Consider the following 20,234-nt stretch of genomic DNA (forward strand, 5'->3'; position numbering starts at 1 on the left):
ATTTGCTTTTTATAGGTAGAGCTATATGATTTGTTTCCAGGCTTTGAATTAACTTTAGAGATGATGATATAACGAGGCATTGATACAGTTAAAAAGCAATCATGAAACTCCTGCTCACTTCCGCCGGCATCAGCAATACAAGCATTCACAATGCACTGGTTGACCTCCTGGGCAAACCAGTTGCCGGGGCAAGCGCCCTATTTATCCCTACCGCTATATACGCAATATCCGGCGGTGGCGATATTGCACGACGGGTGATCCGTGGATCTTTAGGGGATCCCTTCTGCGAACTAGGTTGGAAGTCATTAGGGCTGCTGGAACTCACCGCACTACCCAGTATCAAACGGGAGCTTTGGGTTCCTATGCTCCAGGAAACGGATGCCTTGCTCGTCGGAGGCGGCGACTGCCAGTATCTCTGTTACTGGATGAAGCAATCCGGATTGGCAGACCTATTGCCGTCGCTATTGTATAAGATGGTTTACGTAGGCCTGAGCGCCGGGAGCATGATAATGACCCGATATGGAACGAGCTACCGCCACCATACGCTACCGCCCGACAGCGATAAATCGCTGGGACTAGTTGACTTTGCGCTGCATCCTCACCTGGATCATGAGTGGTTTCCGGACAATTCGCTGGCCAATATTGAAAAGCTGGCTGCAACGTTACCTATGCCATCTTATGCGATTGATGATCAGACTGCCATCAAAGTCGTGGATGGTTCCATCGAGGTTATTTCCGAAGGACATTGGAAGCTGTTAAGATCGTAAATACAGACGGCACATTGCCAGTTCAGGAACCAACTTTAAAATGGGGATTGTAGATCAACCCAATAATATTGCCCCAGGGGTCTTTTACTTTAGCCACAATAATGCCGCCTCCCACTTCTTCAGGCTGCTCATATTCCAGGGCTCCCAATGTTAGGAACCTGTCGAATACTTCCCGGACATCATCAACACCCCAATAAGCCACTACACTTTCTGTCTTATCTCTTGATGGGTTCTCTTCGGGTTGCAGTCCCAATTCATATCCCCCGATTTCAAATCCTACATAAAACGGTTCGTCAAAATAAGGTTGTGTTTCAAATACTTCGGCATACCATTCCTTTGCGCTGGTGATATCTCCAACCTGGTATATAGCCGTTCTGAGCCCTAAAACGGTAGTTTTCATCTTGTGGTCTTGTTTTTAAGTGAGTTCTTAACAAAGTTAAGCGGTTGGCGTATACCCTCCCCGGAAAATGTTGCAGATGATCGCTATTCTTCATAATCAGATGCAACGTTTCAGCGGATAATGAGTCCTTAATGTGGATCCTCAACATATCGCATGCATTTAACCATCCGCGCCCTTATCTTAGCCGGCCTTTTTAGCCTTTCGCTGACCTGCGGTCAGGCGCAGCAAAACAATGCCGTAGTGATCGGCACGATGGATAGTATCCATTCCCGGATCTTAAAGGAACAACGAACAGTCTGGGTGCATGTACCGGCATCAGCCCAAGGTAACGGACCGGCTAAAAAGAAGTATCCGGTCATATACCTGCTGGACGGCGATAAGAACTTTACCGGGGTAGTGGGGATGGTAGATCTGCTAAGCTCCGTAAATGGGAATAATCTCTGGCCGGAAATGATCGTTGTAGGGATACCGAACACAGATAGAACGCGGGACCTCACCCCAACACGGGTCACCAGTGGGCTCTGGATCGACAGCAGCACTGCACGAAGGTCCGGCGGCGGTGAAGCGTTTACGGCGTTTATAGAAAAGGAGCTAATACCGCATATCGATTCGTTATACCCCACCATTCCTTACCGGATGCTGATCGGACATTCCTTTGGCGGGTTGATAGTCATAAATACCCTCCTATATCATAAGGCCCTCTTCAATAGCTATGTGGCCATCGACCCCAGCATGTGGTGGGACCGGCAGCGGCTATTGCACGAAACAGGACAGGCCTTACATTCACATGCCTTTAGTGGCAAAACCCTTTATCTGGGTATGGCCCATACCCAGCCGCCCGGACTGGATACGGCCATGCTACAACGTGATACCACGGAAGGTACGTTGCACCCCCGTTCTATCCTCCAGCTTAGCCGGTACATTATGGACACGAGCCAAAACGGGCTGCAAGCGGACTTTAAATATTACGATGCAGAAACCCATGGCTCGGTCGCCCTGATGACTACGTACGACGCCCTGCATTTTATTTTCAAAGATTATCCGCTGCAATTTCAGGACAGTTATTTTACCGATCCTGCGTTTAAGCTGGCTCAATTCCTTACAGCACACTATCAAAAGATAACTACTAAATATGGATTCACCGCGGAGGATGGCAGCGCACTATTACCGCCCGAAGACATGGTAAACAACCTGGGGTATTTTGTTATGGGAAAGAAGGAATTTGAAAAGGCGGAGGAGATGTTTGAATTAAATATCAAGAATTACCCTTCCGGTTTCCAGGCATATAGTTATCTGGGGGATGTTTATGCAGCCAAAGGGGATAGGGAAAAGGCGATAGCTAGCTATAAAAAATCGTTATCGCTTAAGGAAACCGAAAAGACGAAAAAGAAACTGGCAAAGCTGGAACGGTAGAAAGAGGTAAATACCGGGCTTAGTACTGTCGCTTATGATGAGTCCTGGGGCACAATCTTTGATCGGCATACCAACATGAGTAAGCAGACCTTTAACAGATCCATTAAAGTTGACGGTATCGATATCTTCTACCGTGAGGCTGGGGATAGGAAAAATCCATCCGTATTACTCCTGCCTGGTTTTCCAACCTCGTCCGTAATGTTTAAAAACCTGATGACAGCGTTATCAGACAGGCTGCATCTGATTGCTCCGGATTTTCCCGGATTTGGGTTTAGCGCTTTTCCATCTAAAGATCAATTCGAATATTCATTCAGGAATATAGGGGCTTATATGAACAGGTTTACGGATGAGATAAACCTGCAAACATTTACCGTCTATCTTCACGACTATGGCGCCCCTGTTGGACTTCAACTATGTTTAAACCATCCTGAAAAGATCGAAGGAATAATTGTGCAAAACGGTAATGCATACGAAGAAGGTGTTCGTGGGATATGGGATGAAATGAGGGACTATTGGGAAAACCCTACTCCTGAAAAAAAGAAAAAGCTTTATGCATTTCTGAGCGAGGAAGGCGTGAAATGGCAGTATACTGCAGGATTGCCTGAAGAAATGTTATCAACAATAAGCCCTGAATTATGGATGCTTGACTGGGAATCGATGAAAAGGCCTGGTAATATCGATATGCAATATGAGCTGAATTGTGACTATCAGAGTCATATGAAAATGTACCCTGCCTTTCAAGAGTATTTCCGTGTTCATCAGCCTCGTGCGCTTGTCATATGGGGAAAATATGATCCGTTTTTTAATGTGGAGGAGGCGGCATGTTACAAGAGGGATTTACCTGATGCCCAGGTTCATATTGTTGATGGCAGCCATTGGGTGCTGGAGACAAACTTTGATGAGGTGCTGAAGCTTATAAGTGATTTTTTCGAGAAGGGGTGATAATTTGAAATTCAGTTAAGTATAAAAACTCACGTTCTATTTAACGGAATAATTCCCTTCTCTTCAAATAACCGCTTCAGATTGGTTGCATATCGATGAGCAAAATTTTCTTTTTCAACTACAGGCATTTGGTTGTAAAAGTCAAAACGCCGTTCCCATAATGACAGATTTTCGTCTTCATGTCCTGGCCGTTCAACAATAGTCAAGTAATGGACATAATGCCCGAATTCATGCAAAAGGGTTCTATATAACTGCGTATTTCGTACATTCTCCGGTTTTAGATCTGCCGTCCAAAATCTGCCATTGTTAATGAAATTATGACCATCTTCTTTTAGCCGCTCCAACTCTTTTTGGCTTTCTACTGAAAGGGATGTCTCCCATTTCATTTTTCCCGGATATTCGATTGCCTCAAGGATGACAGCGGGATAATAATCATTTTCAAACTCAAAAGAATAAGCAAGTCGTCCCCATACCGGCGATAATATCTCTTCCTTCCTTTTAGGCTGGCGCAATACAATTAGTCTAAGGCTGCCATAATCTTCAGTAGGAATATGTGCTATTATCTGTTGTATATCTTCAACAGAACATGCATGCAATGAACCTTCTCTTGTTTTTTCTGTTACAAAAATGAACTGGTAACCATTAATCTCCACCTCCTTCTTTTGATATGGACCAAGGGATTCGAGAGGGCTTAATCCATAGACCGTTTGAGGTATTCTTAGTTTATTTTGCTGGCCATGCTCTTGCTTCGCTGTTCCAATATTTCTGTTTCTTCTGGAAGGATTAAACATAGGGGCATTATTTGTCCGTAAATACAAAAAGGCCTGCATTTCTGCAAGCCTTCTCTTTCTTCGCTCCCCCTGCTGGACTTGAACCAGCGACCCTCTGATTAACAGTCAGATGCTCTAACCAACTGAGCTAAGGAGGAGTGTCCCGTTTGAATTGGGATTGCAAAAATAGGCAATTTTTCATTTTTGCAAAATCTCTTTTCACTTTTTTTCAAGAAACATTTCTAACGATCCTTCCCGGGCAGCGCCAACACAAGCCAGCGGCGGTCTACAGCCGATCCTCTTGTTTTATGATTTACGAAAGGAAGATCCAGTTTACTGATGTGAAACTGCACAAATTCCTTCACCAGCTGACAATTATACCCCTGTTGCTGCAAAGTATCCGCCTGCTGCGGGGTAGTGAACAACAGCACCGGCCCCTCGGCTACTGCCTGGCGCAGGCCGGCACTATCATAGCGCTCTACGGGTACATTAAGATAAAATTCCAGGGCGTAGGAGTTCACCTTCCAATAGCTTACCGGTACGCCGGGAAAATATTGGTTGGCATGGCGGGCTACCGTACTGCCACTCTGGTACCGCATCATATCCGGGTATAATACCAGGTTCAGGAACAGGGTAAGCACCAGGCTGGCCGCGCAGGTCCGGAAAAATACCAGGGCTACTGAGCCATTTCCCAGCCAGCGGGGCAGCAGCAGGAACATTAAAAGCCCCAGCAGCATGCAGAATAAGGCATAATAGTTCAGGATGGGCAGATACAGGAACCCAAGGACCAGGATACCCAGTGCCATGATCACCATAATGGTATATTGGGTGATCCGGAAGAACTTGAGCATTCCTTTTGCCTGAAGGGAAAGCACGAAATGTGCGGTTAATATGGCGAAAAACGGAAATACGATATTCAGGTAATGCGGCAGCTGGAACCGGGAAAGGGAAAATAGCGCAAAAGTGAGCAGGCCCCCGCAAATGCAGTAGTATTCCACTGCCTGCCGGCGTTTCCGGATAAATACCACAATGGCGGCATACAGCAATATAGACCAGGGTAAAAAGGCCCAAAGCACCGTATGGAAGAAAAAGAAAGGATCTCCTTCCCCTTTAATAGGCCCGGTATTCATAAAACGGCCAAACTGGCTGTCCCAGAAAAAGAAACGGATACCAGATACCCCGGTACGCCCAAACACCAGTTTTTCCGGGTGCAGGTCAAATTGCTGGTACAGGGAGTATAATTCAGGCGTAATGAATAGCGCCGTAAATACCCCGGCCAGTAACCAGCGCCAGTGGAACAGCTGTTTCCATTGGCGGGTAAGCGTCAAATGGCCGGCTATAGCCCCGCCTATTGGTACCAGGGCAAACGGCCCCTTGGTCATAATAGCGCAGCCGGTGAACAGGGCCCCCAAGATGAGGTCATAATTAAACCCTGTGCGCTGACTGCGGTATAGATGGTACACCCCGGCAATGATCAGCCCTGTCAAATACGGCTCTGCACGTACATCATTGTTAGAGATCACAATATGTTCAGCGGTTAAGAGGATACACACCGCCCAGCGGCCTACCTGCTCACCATACAGGCGGCGGCCAAACAGGTAGGTATACCCTGCGCCCATCAGGAGGAACAGGATGGCCGGCAATTTATACGCGGCCGTAGTAAACCCAAAGATATTGTAGCTTATCGCCATCATCCAGAAGGGGAAATGGGGCTTATCCAGCCAGTCATGCCCGTCTGCAAACATATTCCAGTAATCATGGTGCTGCACCATATACTTGGCAATACCGGCATACAGCGCCCCATCCGGCTCCAGGATGGTGATATTAAGCCCGGTAAAATTCATGAAGATGAGGAGCCCGATGATCAGCAGGCTTACCTGCCTTTCGTTGCTATTGGACATCATGTGCAAAAAATACTGGCTATTGGATATTCCTGGTATATGACAACCTAGTATTAACAGTAAAATAACTTAACGGCTATACGCTATCTGCTGATTTACAGCCATCCAAACAGGCCGCTCTTTTCCAGGCCTATATATACGCCATCGGCACGCTCCTCTACCGGGTAGGTCTTCAAGTGATAACCTTCCCCGCTGCTGTTATATCCATTCTTTACGCTAAAACGGTAACGGTGTATCGGACATACGGCATTTCCATCATTATCAATAAACCCATCTGCCATAATACCGCTGGCATGCGGGCATTTATAAGCAAAAGCATATAATTGGGACTGATAGCGGGTGCAACAGATCATCTTACTGTTCACTTCTACCGTTATGATCTCATTTTCCGCCACTATCAGGTTCTCTGCGTCTATCTTGTACCAGTTGTATTGTTTAGCCATAGGTTGTACGTGTAGGTCTATTCCGTGCTTAATAAAAGAATTCTGATTTATAGGGGTAGCGCTCCCGGTACAGGGTTACTACTTTCTCCATGATGGTTTTACGCAGCTCGTCGATATTACGCTTTTCCAGGGCAGATATGAAGATACAGTTGCCTTGTGTGCGCAGGTCCCAGGTTTCCTTGAGCTGGCGTAACATATCGTCCTTCACCTCCGGCGCCAGCCATTTGTCAAAGGTCTGTTCCTCATACAGGTCCATCTTGTTGAAGATCATGACGGTTGGTTTGTCAAAGGCTTTTAGCTCCTGCAGGGTGCGGTTCACTACTTCTACCTGGTCTTCGTATTTGGGATGGGAGATATCCACCACATGCAGCAGGATATCGCTTTCCCGAACCTCATCCAGGGTGGATTTGAAGCTTTCTACCAGGTGGTGGGGCAGTTTGCGGATAAACCCTACGGTATCGCTCAGCAGGAAAGGGGTCTGATCAAACACTACCTTACGGGTGGTGGTATCCAGCGTGGCAAACAGCTTGTTCTCCGCAAATACCTCGCTTTTGGCAAGCAGGTTCATGATGGTGCTTTTGCCTACGTTGGTATAACCTACCAGCGCTACGCGGATGTATTCGCCGCGTTCCTTACGCTGGGTAAGGGCCTGTTTATCTATTTCTCCCAGGCGTTTGCGCAGCAGGGAGATCTTATCCTTTACGATACGACGGTCCGTTTCAATTTCCGTTTCACCAGGGCCCCTGGTACCAATACCGCCACCAAGGCGTTCCAGGTGCGTCCACATACCGCGCAGGCGGGGCAGGATGTACTGGTACTGGGCCAGTTCTACCTGTACTTTGGCCTGTGCCGTACGGGCACGGCGGGCAAATATGTCCAGTATCAGGTCGCTCCGGTCAATGACCTTTACCTTCAGTACTTTTTCAATATTGGAGATCTGAGAGCCGGTCAGCTCATCATCAAATATGACCAGGGATACGTCGCGGCCGCTGATGAATGTCCGTATTTCTTCCAGTTTGCCTTTGCCTATGAAGGTAGCCCGGTCCGGATGCGCCAGTTTTTGCGTATACCGCTTTACGGTAATGGCGCCCGCCGTTTCCGCCAGGAAGGTCAGCTCGTCCAGGTACTCCTGTACCTGCCGTTCTGTTTGCTCCTGGGTGATCAATCCCACAATTACCGCTTTCTCCTCTTGTTCAACTACTTGTTTCTTGTCTAACACTACTTATTAAAATTTTGTGCAAAATTAGTGAATTATTACGCCATGGGCTTAATGTATCTCCACTGGCAACCCGCGCCAGGTAAAATCCGGCGCGCGGCGCTGTTAATGCTGGTATAAAATGCCGGCGAGTTTGGCCGGCCGGTCCTTATTGCCGCATCTATAACCCTGCCATCCCAAAAGGGTCAAAGAGGCTTGATATAATGCCTGAAATCCCTTCCTCACATGCTCTCAATCCCCCAGTCCCCTTGTACCAGGAGCCCCGCCAGCGTAGCTATACCAGGGTCGAGGCTTTCCAGGCAAAACCACCTAATGCCAACACTTAATTACCCCTCCACATTCCCAAAACCCTGCCATTCCCCCTCATATCGAACAACCCCTCATGTGCATACCGCCCCACGGTCGAAGCACTATTTTCCCTACATTTAACCATTCAAAAAACGGGCACTCCCCCTTCAAAAAAAGGTTACAACAATGCATAAACCATTTTTACTGACAGGATTATTGATCTCATCTATGACTATGGCGCAGGATAAAATGACGCCCGAACAGCTCTGGCAGCTGGGCAGGGTAAGTGGCGAAACCATTACGGCTGATGGTAAGACCGTAATTTATGGCGTAACGCAATATAATATTGCAGAAAACAAAGGCGAAAAGAACCTGTATGCCATTCCCTTAACCGGCGGCCAGGCCAAACAGATCACCAACCAGCCCGGCGGCGAAAACGGCGCTACGGCCCTGGAAGGCCAAAAGATCGGCTACGCCTATAAGGATCAATGGTGGGAAATGAATGCCGATGGCTCAGGAGCCGTACAAAAGACCAATGTGGAAGGCGGTTTGCAGAATATCCGCATCTCTCCTGATGGGAAACACATCCTTTTCTCCAAAGAGGTAAAGATCAAAAAAGTAAGCGGCAGTGATGTGTACCCGGATCTTCCCAAGTCCAATGTACAGATCTACGACAACCTTAACTACCGCCACTGGGATACCTGGGAAGACGGCAGCTTCCAGCACGTATTCTACGCTACCTATGATAATGGCCAGGTAGGCACGCCCGTGGATATCATGGAGGGCGAAGCCTACGACTGTCCGCAAATGCCTTTTGGCGGCGCAGAAGACATGATCTGGAGCCCGGATAGCAAAAGCATTTTATATGTAAGCAAGAAAAAGTTGGGTAAAGACTACGCTACCAGCACCAACACAGATATTTACGAATATAACCTTGATTCCCGCAACACCCGCAACCTCAGCGAGGGCATGAAAGGCTACGATGTTGCGCCAGCCTTTAGCCCGGATGGTAAATACCTGGCCTGGACCAGCATGGCGAATGACGGTTTTGAGGCAGATAAAAATGATATCGTTATACTGGACCGCAACAGCGGAAAGATCACCAACCTTACAAAAGACTGGGACGGCACCGCCTCCGCTATACGCTGGAGCAATGACGGTAAACAGCTGTTCTTCCTGGCCGTTGTAAAAGGCACAGAACACCTGCTGGAGATCACCCTTCAAAAAGATATAGCCGCTACCACGGCTAAGCATATACGGCAGATTACCAACGGCGATTTTGACGTAGCCGGTTTTGTAGGCCAGGCCGGCAATACCCTGGTAGTATCCCGTACGGATATGAACCACGCTACTGAGCTGTATACCATCACCCTGCCCAAAGGCGATATGCAGCCACTTACCGCCGTAAATAAAGCGGTATATGATAAAACTGCCATGTGCAAGGTGGAAAAACGCTGGATCAAGACCACAGACGGTAAGGATATGCTTACCTGGGTTATACTGCCGCCGGACTTTGATCCTGCCAAAAAATATCCCACCTTGTTGTACTGCCAGGGCGGCCCGCAGGCTGCTTTGTCACAGTTCTATTCTTACCGCTGGAACTTCCAGCTCATTGCTTCCCAGGGTTATATTGTAGTGGCGCCCAACCGCCGCGGTATGCCAGGTCATGGCGTGGAATGGAATGCTGCTATCAGCAAAGACTGGGGCGGACAACCCATTCGCGATTACCTGAGCGCTATAGATGCTGTAAGCCAGGAGCCCTATGTAGATAAAAGCCGCCTGGGCGCTGTAGGCGCCAGCTACGGCGGATACTCCGTATACATGCTGGCAGGCGTGCATAATAACCGCTTCAAGACCTTTATTGCGCATGATGGCCTGTATGACCTTAAAAGCTGGTACGGCACTACAGAGGAGCTGTGGTTTGCCAACTGGGATATAGGCGCCTGGTGGGATGCCGCCAATGCCAAAACCTACCAGGAGTTCAACCCCAGCAATTTTGCCAATAAATGGAACACCCCCATCCTGATCATCCAGGGCGGTATTGATTTCCGTGTACCAATAGAACAGGGCTTACAGGCCTTCCAGCTGGCGCAGCTGAAAGGTATTAAAAGCAAATTGCTGTATTTCCCGGACGAGAACCATTGGGTACTGAAAGTGCAGAATGCCCTGGTATGGCAACGGGAGTTTTTCCAATGGCTAAAAGAGACTTTATAATAAACCCGGATGACCCGAAAGGCGCGTTAAACTGATACTATATTAACCAGGTGGCCTGGAGTCATATAAGCCTACCTGAAGCCTAGGTGGAACCTAGGAGAAGCCTTGGTAAGGCCAGATAAAATAGTATTACTAATCCACTTTTGGGTCATCCTACATTAAAATCATACACCCATGCACCATTTAACCCTTCATGTAGAAAACGGCATTGCCACTATTACCCTTAACCGCCCGGAAGTTTATAACGCCTTTAACGACCCGCTGAGTTATGAACTACAGGATGCCCTGAAACAGGCGGAAAAAGACGCCACTGTCAGAGCAGTTGTATTAACCGGCGCAGGCAAGGCTTTTTCCAGCGGCCAGGACCTCAAAGCCTCTATGGAAGCCGGTACCCGCAGCTTCAGCGAGTCCCTGCACAAGCGGTATAATCCCATTATCCGGGGGATCCGCAATATGCCCAAACCCGTTATCTGTAAACTCAATGGTGTTGCCGCCGGCGCCGGCTGCTCCCTGGCCCTGGCCTGTGATATCATTATTGCCAGCGAAACAGCCACCCTTATAGAGATCTTTGTGAATATAGCCCTGGTGCTGGATTCCGGCTCCTCTTATTTCCTGCCCCGTACCCTTGGTTACCACCGCGCATTTGAGCTGGCGACCAAAGCAACCAAGCTTACCGCCCCGGAGGCCCTGCAACTGGGCCTGGTAAACAAAGTGGTGAAACCAGAGGAACTGGATGCCGCCGTACAGGCAGAGGCGGAGTTTTACGCCAATGCGCCCACCAAAGCCATTGCGCTGATGAAAAAGATGCTCACCAAAGGCATGACGGAAGATCTGGATACCGTACTGGATTACGAAGCTTATTGTCAGGAAATAGCCGGCCGTTCTGCAGATAACAAGGAAGGGGTAACCGCGTTCATGGAGAAACGCAAACCGGTGTTTAAGGGTATGTAAATAAAAATGCTGATGTGCTTATCTATAATTCGCACATCAGCATTTTTTATCAGAGATCAGCAGATCATTACAAACCGCTAAACGCAATCCCGATAGAATACGGCCGTATATCCACCAGGTTATTGCCGCCGGTATCTTTAAATAAAGGATTCAGATTATAAGACCCAAACAGGGCAATGTTACCCATACCTATACGAGCCGTAGCTGCATAACGCCAGGAGTTAAAGAAGCGTTTATTCGCTATCTTCTCCGTATTCTTAACGCCATCTATAGAATTCCTTTCTTTGGAGTGCGCATTCATAAGGGTACCCAATTTTAAACCAATAGCCGCCTTGAAGCCTTTATTAGCATTATCCGGTACACTGCGCCAGCGCAATTCCAACGGAACCTCCAGGTAAGTGGTCGCTATCTTGTATTTGCTGGGAGTCTGGTCTTCCGTGAACTTAGGCGCCGGGTTACCGGTTTCCGCCATATTCAGCACGTGATCCTTCAGGAATATGCCGCTTGTAGAGACACCAAGACCCGCCGCCAGACTCAGATTCGTCTTTTTGATAGGAAAATCATACATAAAAGCCACGCTAAAACCACGGTTTAAGCCGGTGCTCACACTATCTGGCCGGCTGGCCCAACCATCATAGGAGAGCGATACCACCAAAAAGTCCCGGGAGCGGGAAACGGAATTCATAGCCTTATCCATGGCGCCCTGCTGGGCAAAAACACTCAACGAGCAAACCATCAACCCTAAGGCGAAAAATATTTTTTTCATAAAATTTATAACGGCTTAAGAAAAAGAATATTAGGCAAATCTAATGGAATTAGGAATAAAACAAAGAGTAAAAGCATTAAAAAAATAATCATACAGCCGGGCTTTCAGTCAACAATTTGGCCCCTACAGGTGTAAATTATCGTTTCTATCCACCGCATGTTATGAAATACCCGGCATGAAGCTGCTCACAAAACCTGTCCTCATCCTGCTCATCCTCAGCGCAGCAGGCTTTACCTGGCTGTCGCTCAGCGCCCGGATCCCCCTCGTTATGGGTATCTGTATGTATCTGCCCTTCCTGGTAGCCCTGCTTTGGCTAAACCGCGATATGCAGCTGCTCAGGCAAACCGATATCAAGCTGCGTAAAAGCGAGCAGCAGTACAGGCGCCTTATCCAAACTTCTCATGTGTTGATGTATACCTGTAACCGGGGCGGCTATTTTACCTTTATCAGTAAACATGCCGCGGCTATGACCGGTTATACGGACCGTGAGCTGCTGGGCCAGCACTACTCCATGACCCTGGATAAGACCACTTTTAACCGACTCAAGGATTTTTACATTAAACAGGCGGCCAGCAATGTGCCCGTTACCTACCAGGAGTTCGAGATCATTACCAAAAGCGGGGAACGTAAATGGGTAGAGCAGGAAACCATTATCCAGTATAAAGAAGGAGTGATGATAGGCTACCAATGCCTGGTAAAGGATATTTCAGAAAGGGTACGCCATGAGCAGGAGCTGGTCGATGCCCGCATGGAAGCAGAAGAGGCCAAGCGCCAGCAGGAGATGTTCCTGGCCAATATGAGCCATGAGATCCGTACGCCCATGAACGGTATCATTGGTATGACCAACCTGCTGCTCAATACCCCGCTATCCCCGGAACAGCAGGAGTACATCCAGGCCACCCGCCAGTCTGCCAACAACCTCCTGGCTGTTATAAACGAGATCCTGGACTTCTCCAAGATCCGCTCCGGCAAAATGGCCCTGGAACAGATAGCCTTTAACCTGCGGGAAGCTATCGATAAAACCTTGTTCCCCCTGCAACTGCAGGCGCAACAGAAAGGGTTGCAATTCTCCCATGAGATAGCGGAAGAGATCCCGGACCACCTGCTGGGCGATCCTACCCGTCTTGGCCAGGTGCTGGTCAACCTGGTGGAAAATGCGATCAAATTTACCCCCGCTGGCGCTATTCACCTGCATTGCCGGCTGCTGGAGACCAATAATACCCAGGTACGTATATACTTTGAAGTAAGCGATACCGGCATTGGCATAGCGGAAGATAAGCTGGCCATGATCTTCGACAGCTTTACCCAATCCAATGCCGCCCATACCCGCCATTACGGCGGTACCGGCCTGGGGCTGGCCATTACCAGGGAGCTGGTGACCCTGCTGGGCGGAGTTATTCATGTGGAGAGCCGGCAGGGACAAGGCTCCTCTTTCTTTTTTGAACTGGTCTTTAACAAGAACCCATTCCTGTACGAGCCCTTACCGGCAGCCTCCGCCCCGGCTTCTTCCCTGCCCCTGGTATTGCAGGGCAGAACCCTGCTGGTGGCAGAAGATAACCCCATTAATCAGCAGGTGGCGCTCAAAACGCTCAGCAAAGCCGGCGCCGCGGTAGATATTGCCGTTAATGGCAGGGAAGTGCTCCAGCACCTGCAGCATAAACAGTACGACTGTATCATTATGGATATACAGATGCCCGAAATGGATGGCTACAGCACCACCCGGCGGCTGCGTACCCAGGGCGTTACCACCCCGGTAATTGCCATGACGGCCGCCGCCATAAAAGGGGAGCGGGAAAAATGCCTGCAATCCGGCATGAATGATTATATCTCCAAACCTTTTGTGCCGGAAGAGCTGTTTATGAAGATCTTAGACAACCTGGGCAGCCCCGTTACCATCCAGTTACGTACGCACGATACCGTGATCCCGGATGAACAGCCGGATCTTCTTCCGCAGAATGTGGTAAATTTTAACAAGCTCCGTAGCCTGTTGTTCAACGATATCCCGTATATAAAAGAAACATTGCGTGAGTTTCTGCAGCTGGCGCCCCGGAATATCCAGGAATTAGAGACGGCCGCCACCGGGCAGGATTGGAAACAGGTGGCATTTTTAGCCCACCGGCTTAAGTCCAGCCTGGGTATTGTGCCGGTTACGAATGCCCTGGAAATTACCCAGGAGCTGGAACAGGCCGCCAGAAACGCCGCCGCCACCGTGATCACGGCTAAACTGCAGGAACTGAGCGCTTTATTAACTAACGCGTGTAAAGAGATTGCCCGTAAAGTGGACCAGTTGTAAGCGTGCTACTTTGCCCCTAAATTTACCTATATGGAGCGATTGAGAAATATGCTACTCGCTTTATCCATGCTGCTGAAAAAATGGATGCTTCCGCTCAAAAGCAGCGCCGTACTCTTCTACCTGTTAATGCTAACCTTGTTTGCCTGGCTGGCCTGGTATACCGTAGACCTTACCCTGCAGCTTGCAGATAACAACCGCCAACTGCATACCCTGGCAGAAAAACAACGCCATATCCGCACCGTACAGGTGTCTTTTTACCAGCTGGAAACAGGCGTGCAACGGTTTATCCTCACCGGTAATGCCACCCACCTGGATGCCGCCCCCCAGCAGACCGCCAGCCTCTACACCGCCCTGGACGAGATCAGCCATCTTTCCCAGGACGATCATCTGCAGCTCCAAACAGTTGCCACTATAAAAAACGGGGTCATCCGGCAGCTGGCCCACCAGCAGCAATATATACAGCAACGTTACAAAGCCGGCAACAGCGGTCAGCAGATAGCTATGCTGCCGGTAGACAATACCGTGGATGAACTGCTGACCAACCTGCTGGAGCAAACCCGCACGGGCATTCTCGCCGCCGGGGACCGGCAAACCTTTTATACAAGCCGGCTGCGGCTGCCCCTGCTGTTAGGGGGACTCATCACCCTGCTCACCTTACTGGCCAACCGTTCCTACCGCAAACGCAACCGCACCCTCCAGGATACTATGGCCCGCCGGGAAAAACGCTTCCGCAGCTTTATAGAGGAAGCGCAGGTAATGATGTTCATCGCTGACCTGAACGGCAATTTCACCTACGTAAATAAAAAGCTGGCAGAAACCAGCGGCTATACCCGCGAGGAGCTGATAGGCCGGCATTACAGCATTTTCCTGGACGCAGATACCGTAGAACGCCTCCGTATTGCCTACACGGAACAATACGTTTATAATAAACCCCATACCAACCATGAATTCCTGTGCACCGTTAAAACCGGCGAACGGAAATGGGTGGAGCAGCACCTGACCCTTTACCGGGAAAACGGGGTGGTAAAAGGGTTCCAGGCCATCGTAAAAGATATCCATGAGCAAAAACAGCTAAAGCTGGAAATGGAACGGCTGGCGGCAAGGCAAAAAGAAACACAATCCCGCCTGCAGGCTATCCTGGATTACTCTACTTCCATCATATTCATAAAAGACCTGCAGGGCCGCTACCTGCTGGCCAACAAACCTTTTGAAGAGATCAACAACCTGGAGCCCGGAACTGCCATCGGCTATACTGACCAGGACCTTGCCAGCAACGGCGCTACAAAATCCGGCAACAGCGACCATGTGGTATTTGAAAAACAGCAACCCCTTAAGGTAATAGAGACCGTTACCGTAAACGGTGCGGAACGGCACATCTTTATGAGCCGTTTTCCCTTGTTTAACAGCGACCAGGAAATGTTTGGCATCTGCGGTATAGGCATGGACATTACAGAGCGCGTTATCTATGAACGGGAAGTGATCGCCGCCAGGAAAATGGCGGAAGACGCCAAACAAGTACAGGAAATGTTCATGGCCAATATGAGCCACGAAATACGTACGCCCATCAACGGTATCATGGGTATGGCCTACCTGCTGGATAGAAGCCCGGTAAATACCCGGCAACAGGAGTACCTGGATGGTATTAAGGACGCCTCCCGCAACCTGCTGGTGATCATCAATGATATACTGGACTTCTCCAAAATGCAGGCAGGCAAGATGGTGCTGGAAAAAGTCCGCATCAATATCCCCAGCCTGGTGGCCAAGGAAGTAATGCGCTTAAAACCCCAGGCAGATAAAAAAGGCGTACACCTGTCTTATTATACAGACGAGCGCATTCCCGCCAGCCTTACCGGCGATGCTGTACGCATCAGCCAGATCCTGGGTAACCTCATAGATAACGCCATTAAGTTCACCGCCCAGGGCAGCGTTAAGGTAACAGCCCGTTTACTGGAAACAGACGATCACAATAATACCCATGTGGGCTTTGAAGTACAGGATACCGGCATAGGCATACCGGCAGAAAAGCAGGAAATGATCTTTGAAAGTTTTACCCAAACCAGTGCGGAAAATACCCGCCGCTATGGCGGTACCGGTCTGGGACTGGCCATCTGCAAGGCATTGGTGACCATGCAGGGTGGCTATATCGCCGTTAAAAGCACCGTTAGTAAAGGCGCTACTTTTTATGTGGAGATCCCTTTCTGCAGCCATGCGGATGCGGAACAGGAGCAGGAAACCCATGCAGGCCCCATACCAGAGAACCTGCTCTTGGGCAAAAAACTGCTGCTGGCAGAAGATAATACCCTTAATCAAAAAGTAGCCTATTACCTGCTGCAACAGGCCGGCGCCAGCGTAGATATTGCGGATAATGGCAGGATAGCCCTGCAACGCGTACTGGAAACCAACTATGATTGTGTGCTGATGGATATACAGATGCCGGAAATGGACGGCTACCAGACCACTACCCTCATCCGGCAAACAGGCAGCGATATTCCCATTATCGCTATGACAGCTTCCGCCATTGCCGGCGAAGAGGAGAAATGCCTCAAGGCCGGCATGAATGATTATGTTTCCAAACCCTTTACGCCGGAAGTACTTTTCAATAAGATCTTACAAAGCACCGGCACGCCGGTAACCGCTATACGACCTGCAGCGCCTGTCAATGGGCATACCGCGCCGGAGGGCCTTACAGATCTCCATTACCTGCATACCCTTTTAAAGGACGATACAATATATGTGCGGGAACTGCTGCAGGATTTTCACGATACGCTGCCCGGCATTATCGAAGAACTGGAGCAGGCCGCTGCGCTGGAGCAGTGGGAGCTGATCCACTACCTCGTACACCGCCTTAAATCCAGCCTTAGCATTGTACGTATCCCCACCGCTATGGAACTGGCCGGCACGCTGGAAGAAAATGCCCTGGGCAGGCAACATCTTAATACGTTGGCAGCCCAGGTACATCAGCTTACGGCCATCCTGCGGGAGGCCTGTAAAGAAGTAGCGATGGAAATAGAGAATATCACCTAACCACTATACCGCTACCGGCAACCGGAAGTAAAACATACTGCCTTTACCCTCCTCACTCTCTACCCCAATAGTGCCGCCCTGCGCTTCAATGAACTCCCGCGCAATGGCCAGCCCCAGCCCGCTGCTGGTTTGGTGTTGCGTACCCGGCACCTGGTAAAACCGTTCAAAGATCTTTTCCCGGAAAGCTGCAGGAATACCTTTGCCTTTATCCCGCACGCTAAAGGTCAGCATACGTTCATCCTGCTGTTCTACATTCAGCGCTATATCGGCCCCCTCCGGAGAGTACCGGATGGCATTAGTCAGCAGGTTCACCAGCACCCAGGCGGTTTTCTCCACATCGGCCAGGATCTGCGGGGTATGCTCCGGCAGGCTGGTACGGATGCTGATCTGTTGCTGGGCAGCCTGTTTCTGTACCGCATCCAGCGCATAACGCACTACCTGGTCTGGCGATACGGGCTGCGGTTGCAGCTGTATATTGCCGCTTTCGACCTGGGAAAGGTTCAGCAGCTCGCTTACGATCTTGATCATACGCAGGTTATCCTGCTTCAGGCTTTCTACCAGTTCGCGCTGCTCCGTGGTCAGATGGCCAATACGGTCGTCCTCCAGCAGCTTTAAGCTGAAGTCAGAAGAGGAGAGCGGTGTTTTTAGCTCATGGGATACCGTGGCGATGAAATGCGTTTTAGCCTGGTCCTGTTCCCGGAAAGAAGTAATGTTCTTGAGGATGATCACATGCCCTATCCGTTCATTTTCATAATGGATATTTACCTGCTCCCGCGTAAAAAAGCTCTCTTTGCCATCTACTACTATCTTCAGCGGCGCGTTATCCTGCCGGCTCACCAGGAAGGTGAGCAGATCATTATACTTACCTGCTTCTGTAGCGGGTTTGCCTACCAGGTCACTTTCCTGCATATTCAATAACTGCAGGGCCGGCATATTGGCAAAAAGGATGGTGTTTTTATTATCCAGACCGATGGTAGCATCGCGCAGACTGTTGATAACCGCTTCCGCACGCTGTTTCTCAAATAGGATACGGGCCAGGTTACTATGCTCGTAATCATCCAGCCGCTGGGCCATGGTATTAAAGGCCGTGGCCAGCTCGCCAAATTCATCCGCGCTTTTAAAGTGCAGGCGCTGACTGTATTTTTTCTCCGCAATACCGGTAATCCCTTTGGTGAGCTCGTGAATGGGATTGGCAATATAACCTGGAAAATTATATACAAACGAAAAGCCCAGCAGAAAACAGACCCCGCTGATAATAGCAATATACAACAAGGCCCTGTCGGCTATCTTCTTTACGATCTCATTCTTACCTACAATGGCCTGCATATTCAGGTCCATGATCACATAGATACTTTGCCGGATGGTTTTATCTACGCCCGTTCCGGGGATGGAATCACGCTTCAGCTGTTCAAATCCTTTCCGCACGGCGGCGGTGGCGGCGGCTTCGCCGGATTCTGTTACATTCTTTTCCTCATTCTTAAGATTATTTTCAAAACGTTGCAGGGCGCTGCTGCGGTCCAGGGGCATGGCGTCCAGCGCGGTTAGCATGTTCTTGGAGAACTCCAGGGATTCATAGTTATCTTCCAGGATAGTACGGGCCTTACCGTTCAGGTTCTTGAGGTAATAGTAGCCCAGCACACTTACCAGCAGCATCATCAGATACAGGAACAATACACCCAGGGTTATTTTTGCTTTTAACCTCATGATAAAATAATAAGATCTATATCGTTAGAGGATAAGGTTTTTAATAGCTGATTAAACAGATTCGTACGCAAGATAATGCGGAATAAACTGATATGCGGTTTACCTATACATACCGTGGTGGCCCGTTTTTCAATAGCGGTGTTGATAATGGCCTGCGCAATATGCGCATCATGCAGTTGTACCACTTCCGCCCCCAGCTCGGTGGCCAGTTTCAGGTTATTGATAAGGTGCCGCTGGGTGGCCAGGTTAATACGGGAGGCATTTTCCCGCGGCGCCTGTACATACAGCACATACCAGTCCGCATGGTAATAGGCAGCCAGACGGGCCGTTTTGCGGATCACTTTACGCGCTACTTCATCATTGGTGGAAATACAGGCCAGGAAATTCTCATGCCGCATCTGCTGACTGCGCGGTATCTCTATTTCTACCTTACGCTCTACTTGCGTAGCTACTTCTTTCAGTGCGAGCTCCCGCAACTGTAGTATCTTCTCTGCCTGAAAAAAATTCTTCAGCGCCGTTTCTACTTTGGATTTATCATAGATCTTGCCTTCCTTCAACCGGGAGATCAGCTCATCGGCCGTCAGGTCTATATTCACCACCTCATCCGCCATTTGCAGCACCAGGTCCGGTATACGTTCCTGCACTTCTATGCCGGTGATCACTTTTACCTCGTGGTTAATACTTTCTATATGTTGAATGTTAACGGCAGAGATCACGTTGATACCGGCTTTCAACAGTTCCATCACATCCTGCCAGCGTTTTTCATGACGGGCGCCGGGGATATTGGTATGTGCCAGCTCGTCTACGATCACCCATTCGGGGTTTAACAACAGTATACTATCCAGGTCCATCTCTTCCAGCATCTTGCCTTTATAGAAAACCTGCTTACGCGGTATAGCGGGCAGGCCATCTATCAGCGCCTGGGTTTCTGCGCGTCCATGCGTTTCCACATATCCTATCTGCACATTCAGCCCATTACGCAGCATGTTATGCCCTTCCTGCAGCATGCGGTAGGTCTTACCTACACCTGCGCTCATGCCTATATAGATCTTGAATTTGCCCCGGCCGGATGATTTGTTGGCCAGATGCAGGAAATGCTCTACAGAATGTTCTTTATCAGTCATTTGTGAGGCGTTATATTA

General features: G+C 49.3%; 15 protein-coding genes and 1 tRNA gene. 7 read left to right on the forward strand and 9 right to left on the reverse strand.

The window, feature by feature from the left end; genetic code table 11:
* Positions 1-101 precede the first annotated feature (101 nt).
* Positions 102-767 carry a Type 1 glutamine amidotransferase-like domain-containing protein gene (locus F0L74_RS02435; RefSeq protein WP_149836238.1) on the forward strand — a complete coding sequence of 222 codons (666 nt, stop codon included), beginning with the start codon at positions 102-104 and terminating at the stop codon, positions 765-767.
* 22 nt (positions 768-789) lie between these two features.
* Here the strand turns inward: F0L74_RS02435 and F0L74_RS02440 are convergent, their stop codons facing one another.
* Positions 790-1,167 (reverse strand): VOC family protein, encoded by a 378-nt coding sequence (locus F0L74_RS02440; RefSeq protein ID WP_149836239.1) that lies wholly within the window; start codon positions 1,165-1,167, stop codon positions 790-792.
* 153 nt (positions 1,168-1,320) lie between these two features.
* Here F0L74_RS02440 and F0L74_RS02445 point away from each other — a divergent pair, with 153 nt between their 5' ends.
* Positions 1,321-2,580 carry an alpha/beta hydrolase-fold protein gene (locus F0L74_RS02445; RefSeq protein WP_149836240.1) on the forward strand — a complete coding sequence of 420 codons (1,260 nt, stop codon included), beginning with the start codon at positions 1,321-1,323 and terminating at the stop codon, positions 2,578-2,580.
* A gap of 75 nt (positions 2,581-2,655) precedes the next feature.
* Positions 2,656-3,522, forward strand: coding sequence for an alpha/beta fold hydrolase (locus tag F0L74_RS02450; RefSeq protein WP_149836241.1), 867 nt, complete (start codon positions 2,656-2,658; stop codon positions 3,520-3,522).
* A gap of 29 nt (positions 3,523-3,551) precedes the next feature.
* Here the strand turns inward: F0L74_RS02450 and F0L74_RS02455 are convergent, their stop codons facing one another.
* The 5 genes from F0L74_RS02455 to hflX form a co-directional block, all read right to left on the reverse strand.
* The gene (locus tag F0L74_RS02455; RefSeq protein ID WP_149836242.1) at positions 3,552-4,313 is read right to left on the reverse strand and encodes a hypothetical protein; all 762 of its coding nucleotides are present in this window, start codon (positions 4,311-4,313) and stop codon (positions 3,552-3,554) included.
* 63 nt (positions 4,314-4,376) lie between these two features.
* A tRNA-Asn gene (locus F0L74_RS02460) sits at positions 4,377-4,450 on the reverse strand.
* Between the two features lie 84 nt (positions 4,451-4,534).
* On the reverse strand, positions 4,535-6,196 hold the full coding sequence (locus tag F0L74_RS02465; RefSeq protein ID WP_246197610.1) for an ArnT family glycosyltransferase: 1,662 nt from the start codon (positions 6,194-6,196) through the stop codon (positions 4,535-4,537).
* 92 nt (positions 6,197-6,288) lie between these two features.
* The gene (locus tag F0L74_RS02470) at positions 6,289-6,636 is read right to left on the reverse strand and encodes a Rieske (2Fe-2S) protein (RefSeq protein ID WP_149836243.1); all 348 of its coding nucleotides are present in this window, start codon (positions 6,634-6,636) and stop codon (positions 6,289-6,291) included.
* A gap of 28 nt (positions 6,637-6,664) precedes the next feature.
* Positions 6,665-7,855: a GTPase HflX gene (hflX, locus tag F0L74_RS02475; RefSeq protein WP_149836244.1), complete on the reverse strand. Its 1,191-nt coding sequence runs from the start codon at positions 7,853-7,855 to the stop codon at positions 6,665-6,667.
* A 471-nt stretch (positions 7,856-8,326) separates the two neighbouring features.
* Here hflX and F0L74_RS02480 point away from each other — a divergent pair, with 471 nt between their 5' ends.
* The gene (locus F0L74_RS02480; RefSeq protein ID WP_149836245.1) at positions 8,327-10,354 is read left to right on the forward strand and encodes a S9 family peptidase; all 2,028 of its coding nucleotides are present in this window, start codon (positions 8,327-8,329) and stop codon (positions 10,352-10,354) included.
* 174 nt (positions 10,355-10,528) lie between these two features.
* Entirely contained in the window at positions 10,529-11,305 is a 777-nt protein-coding gene (locus tag F0L74_RS02485; protein ID WP_149836246.1) for an enoyl-CoA hydratase-related protein, read from the forward strand.
* A gap of 67 nt (positions 11,306-11,372) precedes the next feature.
* Here the strand turns inward: F0L74_RS02485 and F0L74_RS02490 are convergent, their stop codons facing one another.
* Positions 11,373-12,071: a porin family protein gene (locus F0L74_RS02490; protein WP_149836247.1), complete on the reverse strand. Its 699-nt coding sequence runs from the start codon at positions 12,069-12,071 to the stop codon at positions 11,373-11,375.
* Between the two features lie 175 nt (positions 12,072-12,246).
* On the opposite strand from F0L74_RS02490, the gene F0L74_RS02495 reads away from it, so the two are divergent.
* Entirely contained in the window at positions 12,247-14,364 is a 2,118-nt protein-coding gene (locus F0L74_RS02495) for a PAS domain-containing hybrid sensor histidine kinase/response regulator (RefSeq protein ID WP_149836248.1), read from the forward strand.
* A 30-nt stretch (positions 14,365-14,394) separates the two neighbouring features.
* Entirely contained in the window at positions 14,395-17,388 is a 2,994-nt protein-coding gene (locus F0L74_RS02500; RefSeq protein ID WP_149836249.1) for a PAS domain S-box protein, read from the forward strand.
* A gap of 3 nt (positions 17,389-17,391) precedes the next feature.
* Here the strand turns inward: F0L74_RS02500 and F0L74_RS02505 are convergent, their stop codons facing one another.
* Both F0L74_RS02505 and F0L74_RS02510 read right to left on the reverse strand, forming a co-directional pair.
* Positions 17,392-19,092 (reverse strand): ATP-binding protein, encoded by a 1,701-nt coding sequence (locus tag F0L74_RS02505; RefSeq protein ID WP_149836250.1) that lies wholly within the window; start codon positions 19,090-19,092, stop codon positions 17,392-17,394.
* Positions 19,089-20,216 carry a sensor protein KdpD gene (locus F0L74_RS02510; protein ID WP_149836251.1) on the reverse strand — a complete coding sequence of 376 codons (1,128 nt, stop codon included), beginning with the start codon at positions 20,214-20,216 and terminating at the stop codon, positions 19,089-19,091. The genes F0L74_RS02505 and F0L74_RS02510 overlap by 4 nt, the downstream gene beginning before the upstream one ends.
* Positions 20,217-20,234: the final 18 nt, after the last annotated feature.

This window comes from Chitinophaga agrisoli (assembly GCF_008386695.1).
Taxonomy (GTDB): Bacteria; Bacteroidota; Bacteroidia; order Chitinophagales; family Chitinophagaceae; genus Chitinophaga; species Chitinophaga agrisoli.

Excerpts from the sequence above, each read along its gene's own strand:
- F0L74_RS02435 (WP_149836238.1), top strand. The coding sequence starts at position 102 with ATGAAACTCCTGCTCACTTCCGCCGGCATCAGCAATACAAGCATTCAC.
- F0L74_RS02440 (WP_149836239.1), bottom strand. The coding sequence starts at position 1,167 with ATGAAAACTACCGTTTTAGGGCTCAGAACGGCTATATACCAGGTTGGA.
- F0L74_RS02445 (WP_149836240.1), top strand. The coding sequence starts at position 1,321 with ATGCATTTAACCATCCGCGCCCTTATCTTAGCCGGCCTTTTTAGCCTT.
- F0L74_RS02450 (WP_149836241.1), top strand. The coding sequence starts at position 2,656 with ATGAGTAAGCAGACCTTTAACAGATCCATTAAAGTTGACGGTATCGAT.
- F0L74_RS02455 (WP_149836242.1), bottom strand. The coding sequence starts at position 4,313 with ATGTTTAATCCTTCCAGAAGAAACAGAAATATTGGAACAGCGAAGCAA.
- F0L74_RS02465 (WP_246197610.1), bottom strand. The coding sequence starts at position 6,196 with ATGATGTCCAATAGCAACGAAAGGCAGGTAAGCCTGCTGATCATCGGG.
- F0L74_RS02470 (WP_149836243.1), bottom strand. The coding sequence starts at position 6,636 with ATGGCTAAACAATACAACTGGTACAAGATAGACGCAGAGAACCTGATA.
- F0L74_RS02480 (WP_149836245.1), top strand. The coding sequence starts at position 8,327 with ATGCATAAACCATTTTTACTGACAGGATTATTGATCTCATCTATGACT.
- F0L74_RS02485 (WP_149836246.1), top strand. The coding sequence starts at position 10,529 with ATGCACCATTTAACCCTTCATGTAGAAAACGGCATTGCCACTATTACC.
- F0L74_RS02490 (WP_149836247.1), bottom strand. The coding sequence starts at position 12,071 with ATGAAAAAAATATTTTTCGCCTTAGGGTTGATGGTTTGCTCGTTGAGT.
- F0L74_RS02495 (WP_149836248.1), top strand. The coding sequence starts at position 12,247 with ATGAAGCTGCTCACAAAACCTGTCCTCATCCTGCTCATCCTCAGCGCA.
- F0L74_RS02500 (WP_149836249.1), top strand. The coding sequence starts at position 14,395 with ATGGAGCGATTGAGAAATATGCTACTCGCTTTATCCATGCTGCTGAAA.
- F0L74_RS02505 (WP_149836250.1), bottom strand. The coding sequence starts at position 19,092 with ATGAGGTTAAAAGCAAAAATAACCCTGGGTGTATTGTTCCTGTATCTG.
- F0L74_RS02510 (WP_149836251.1), bottom strand. The coding sequence starts at position 20,216 with ATGACTGATAAAGAACATTCTGTAGAGCATTTCCTGCATCTGGCCAAC.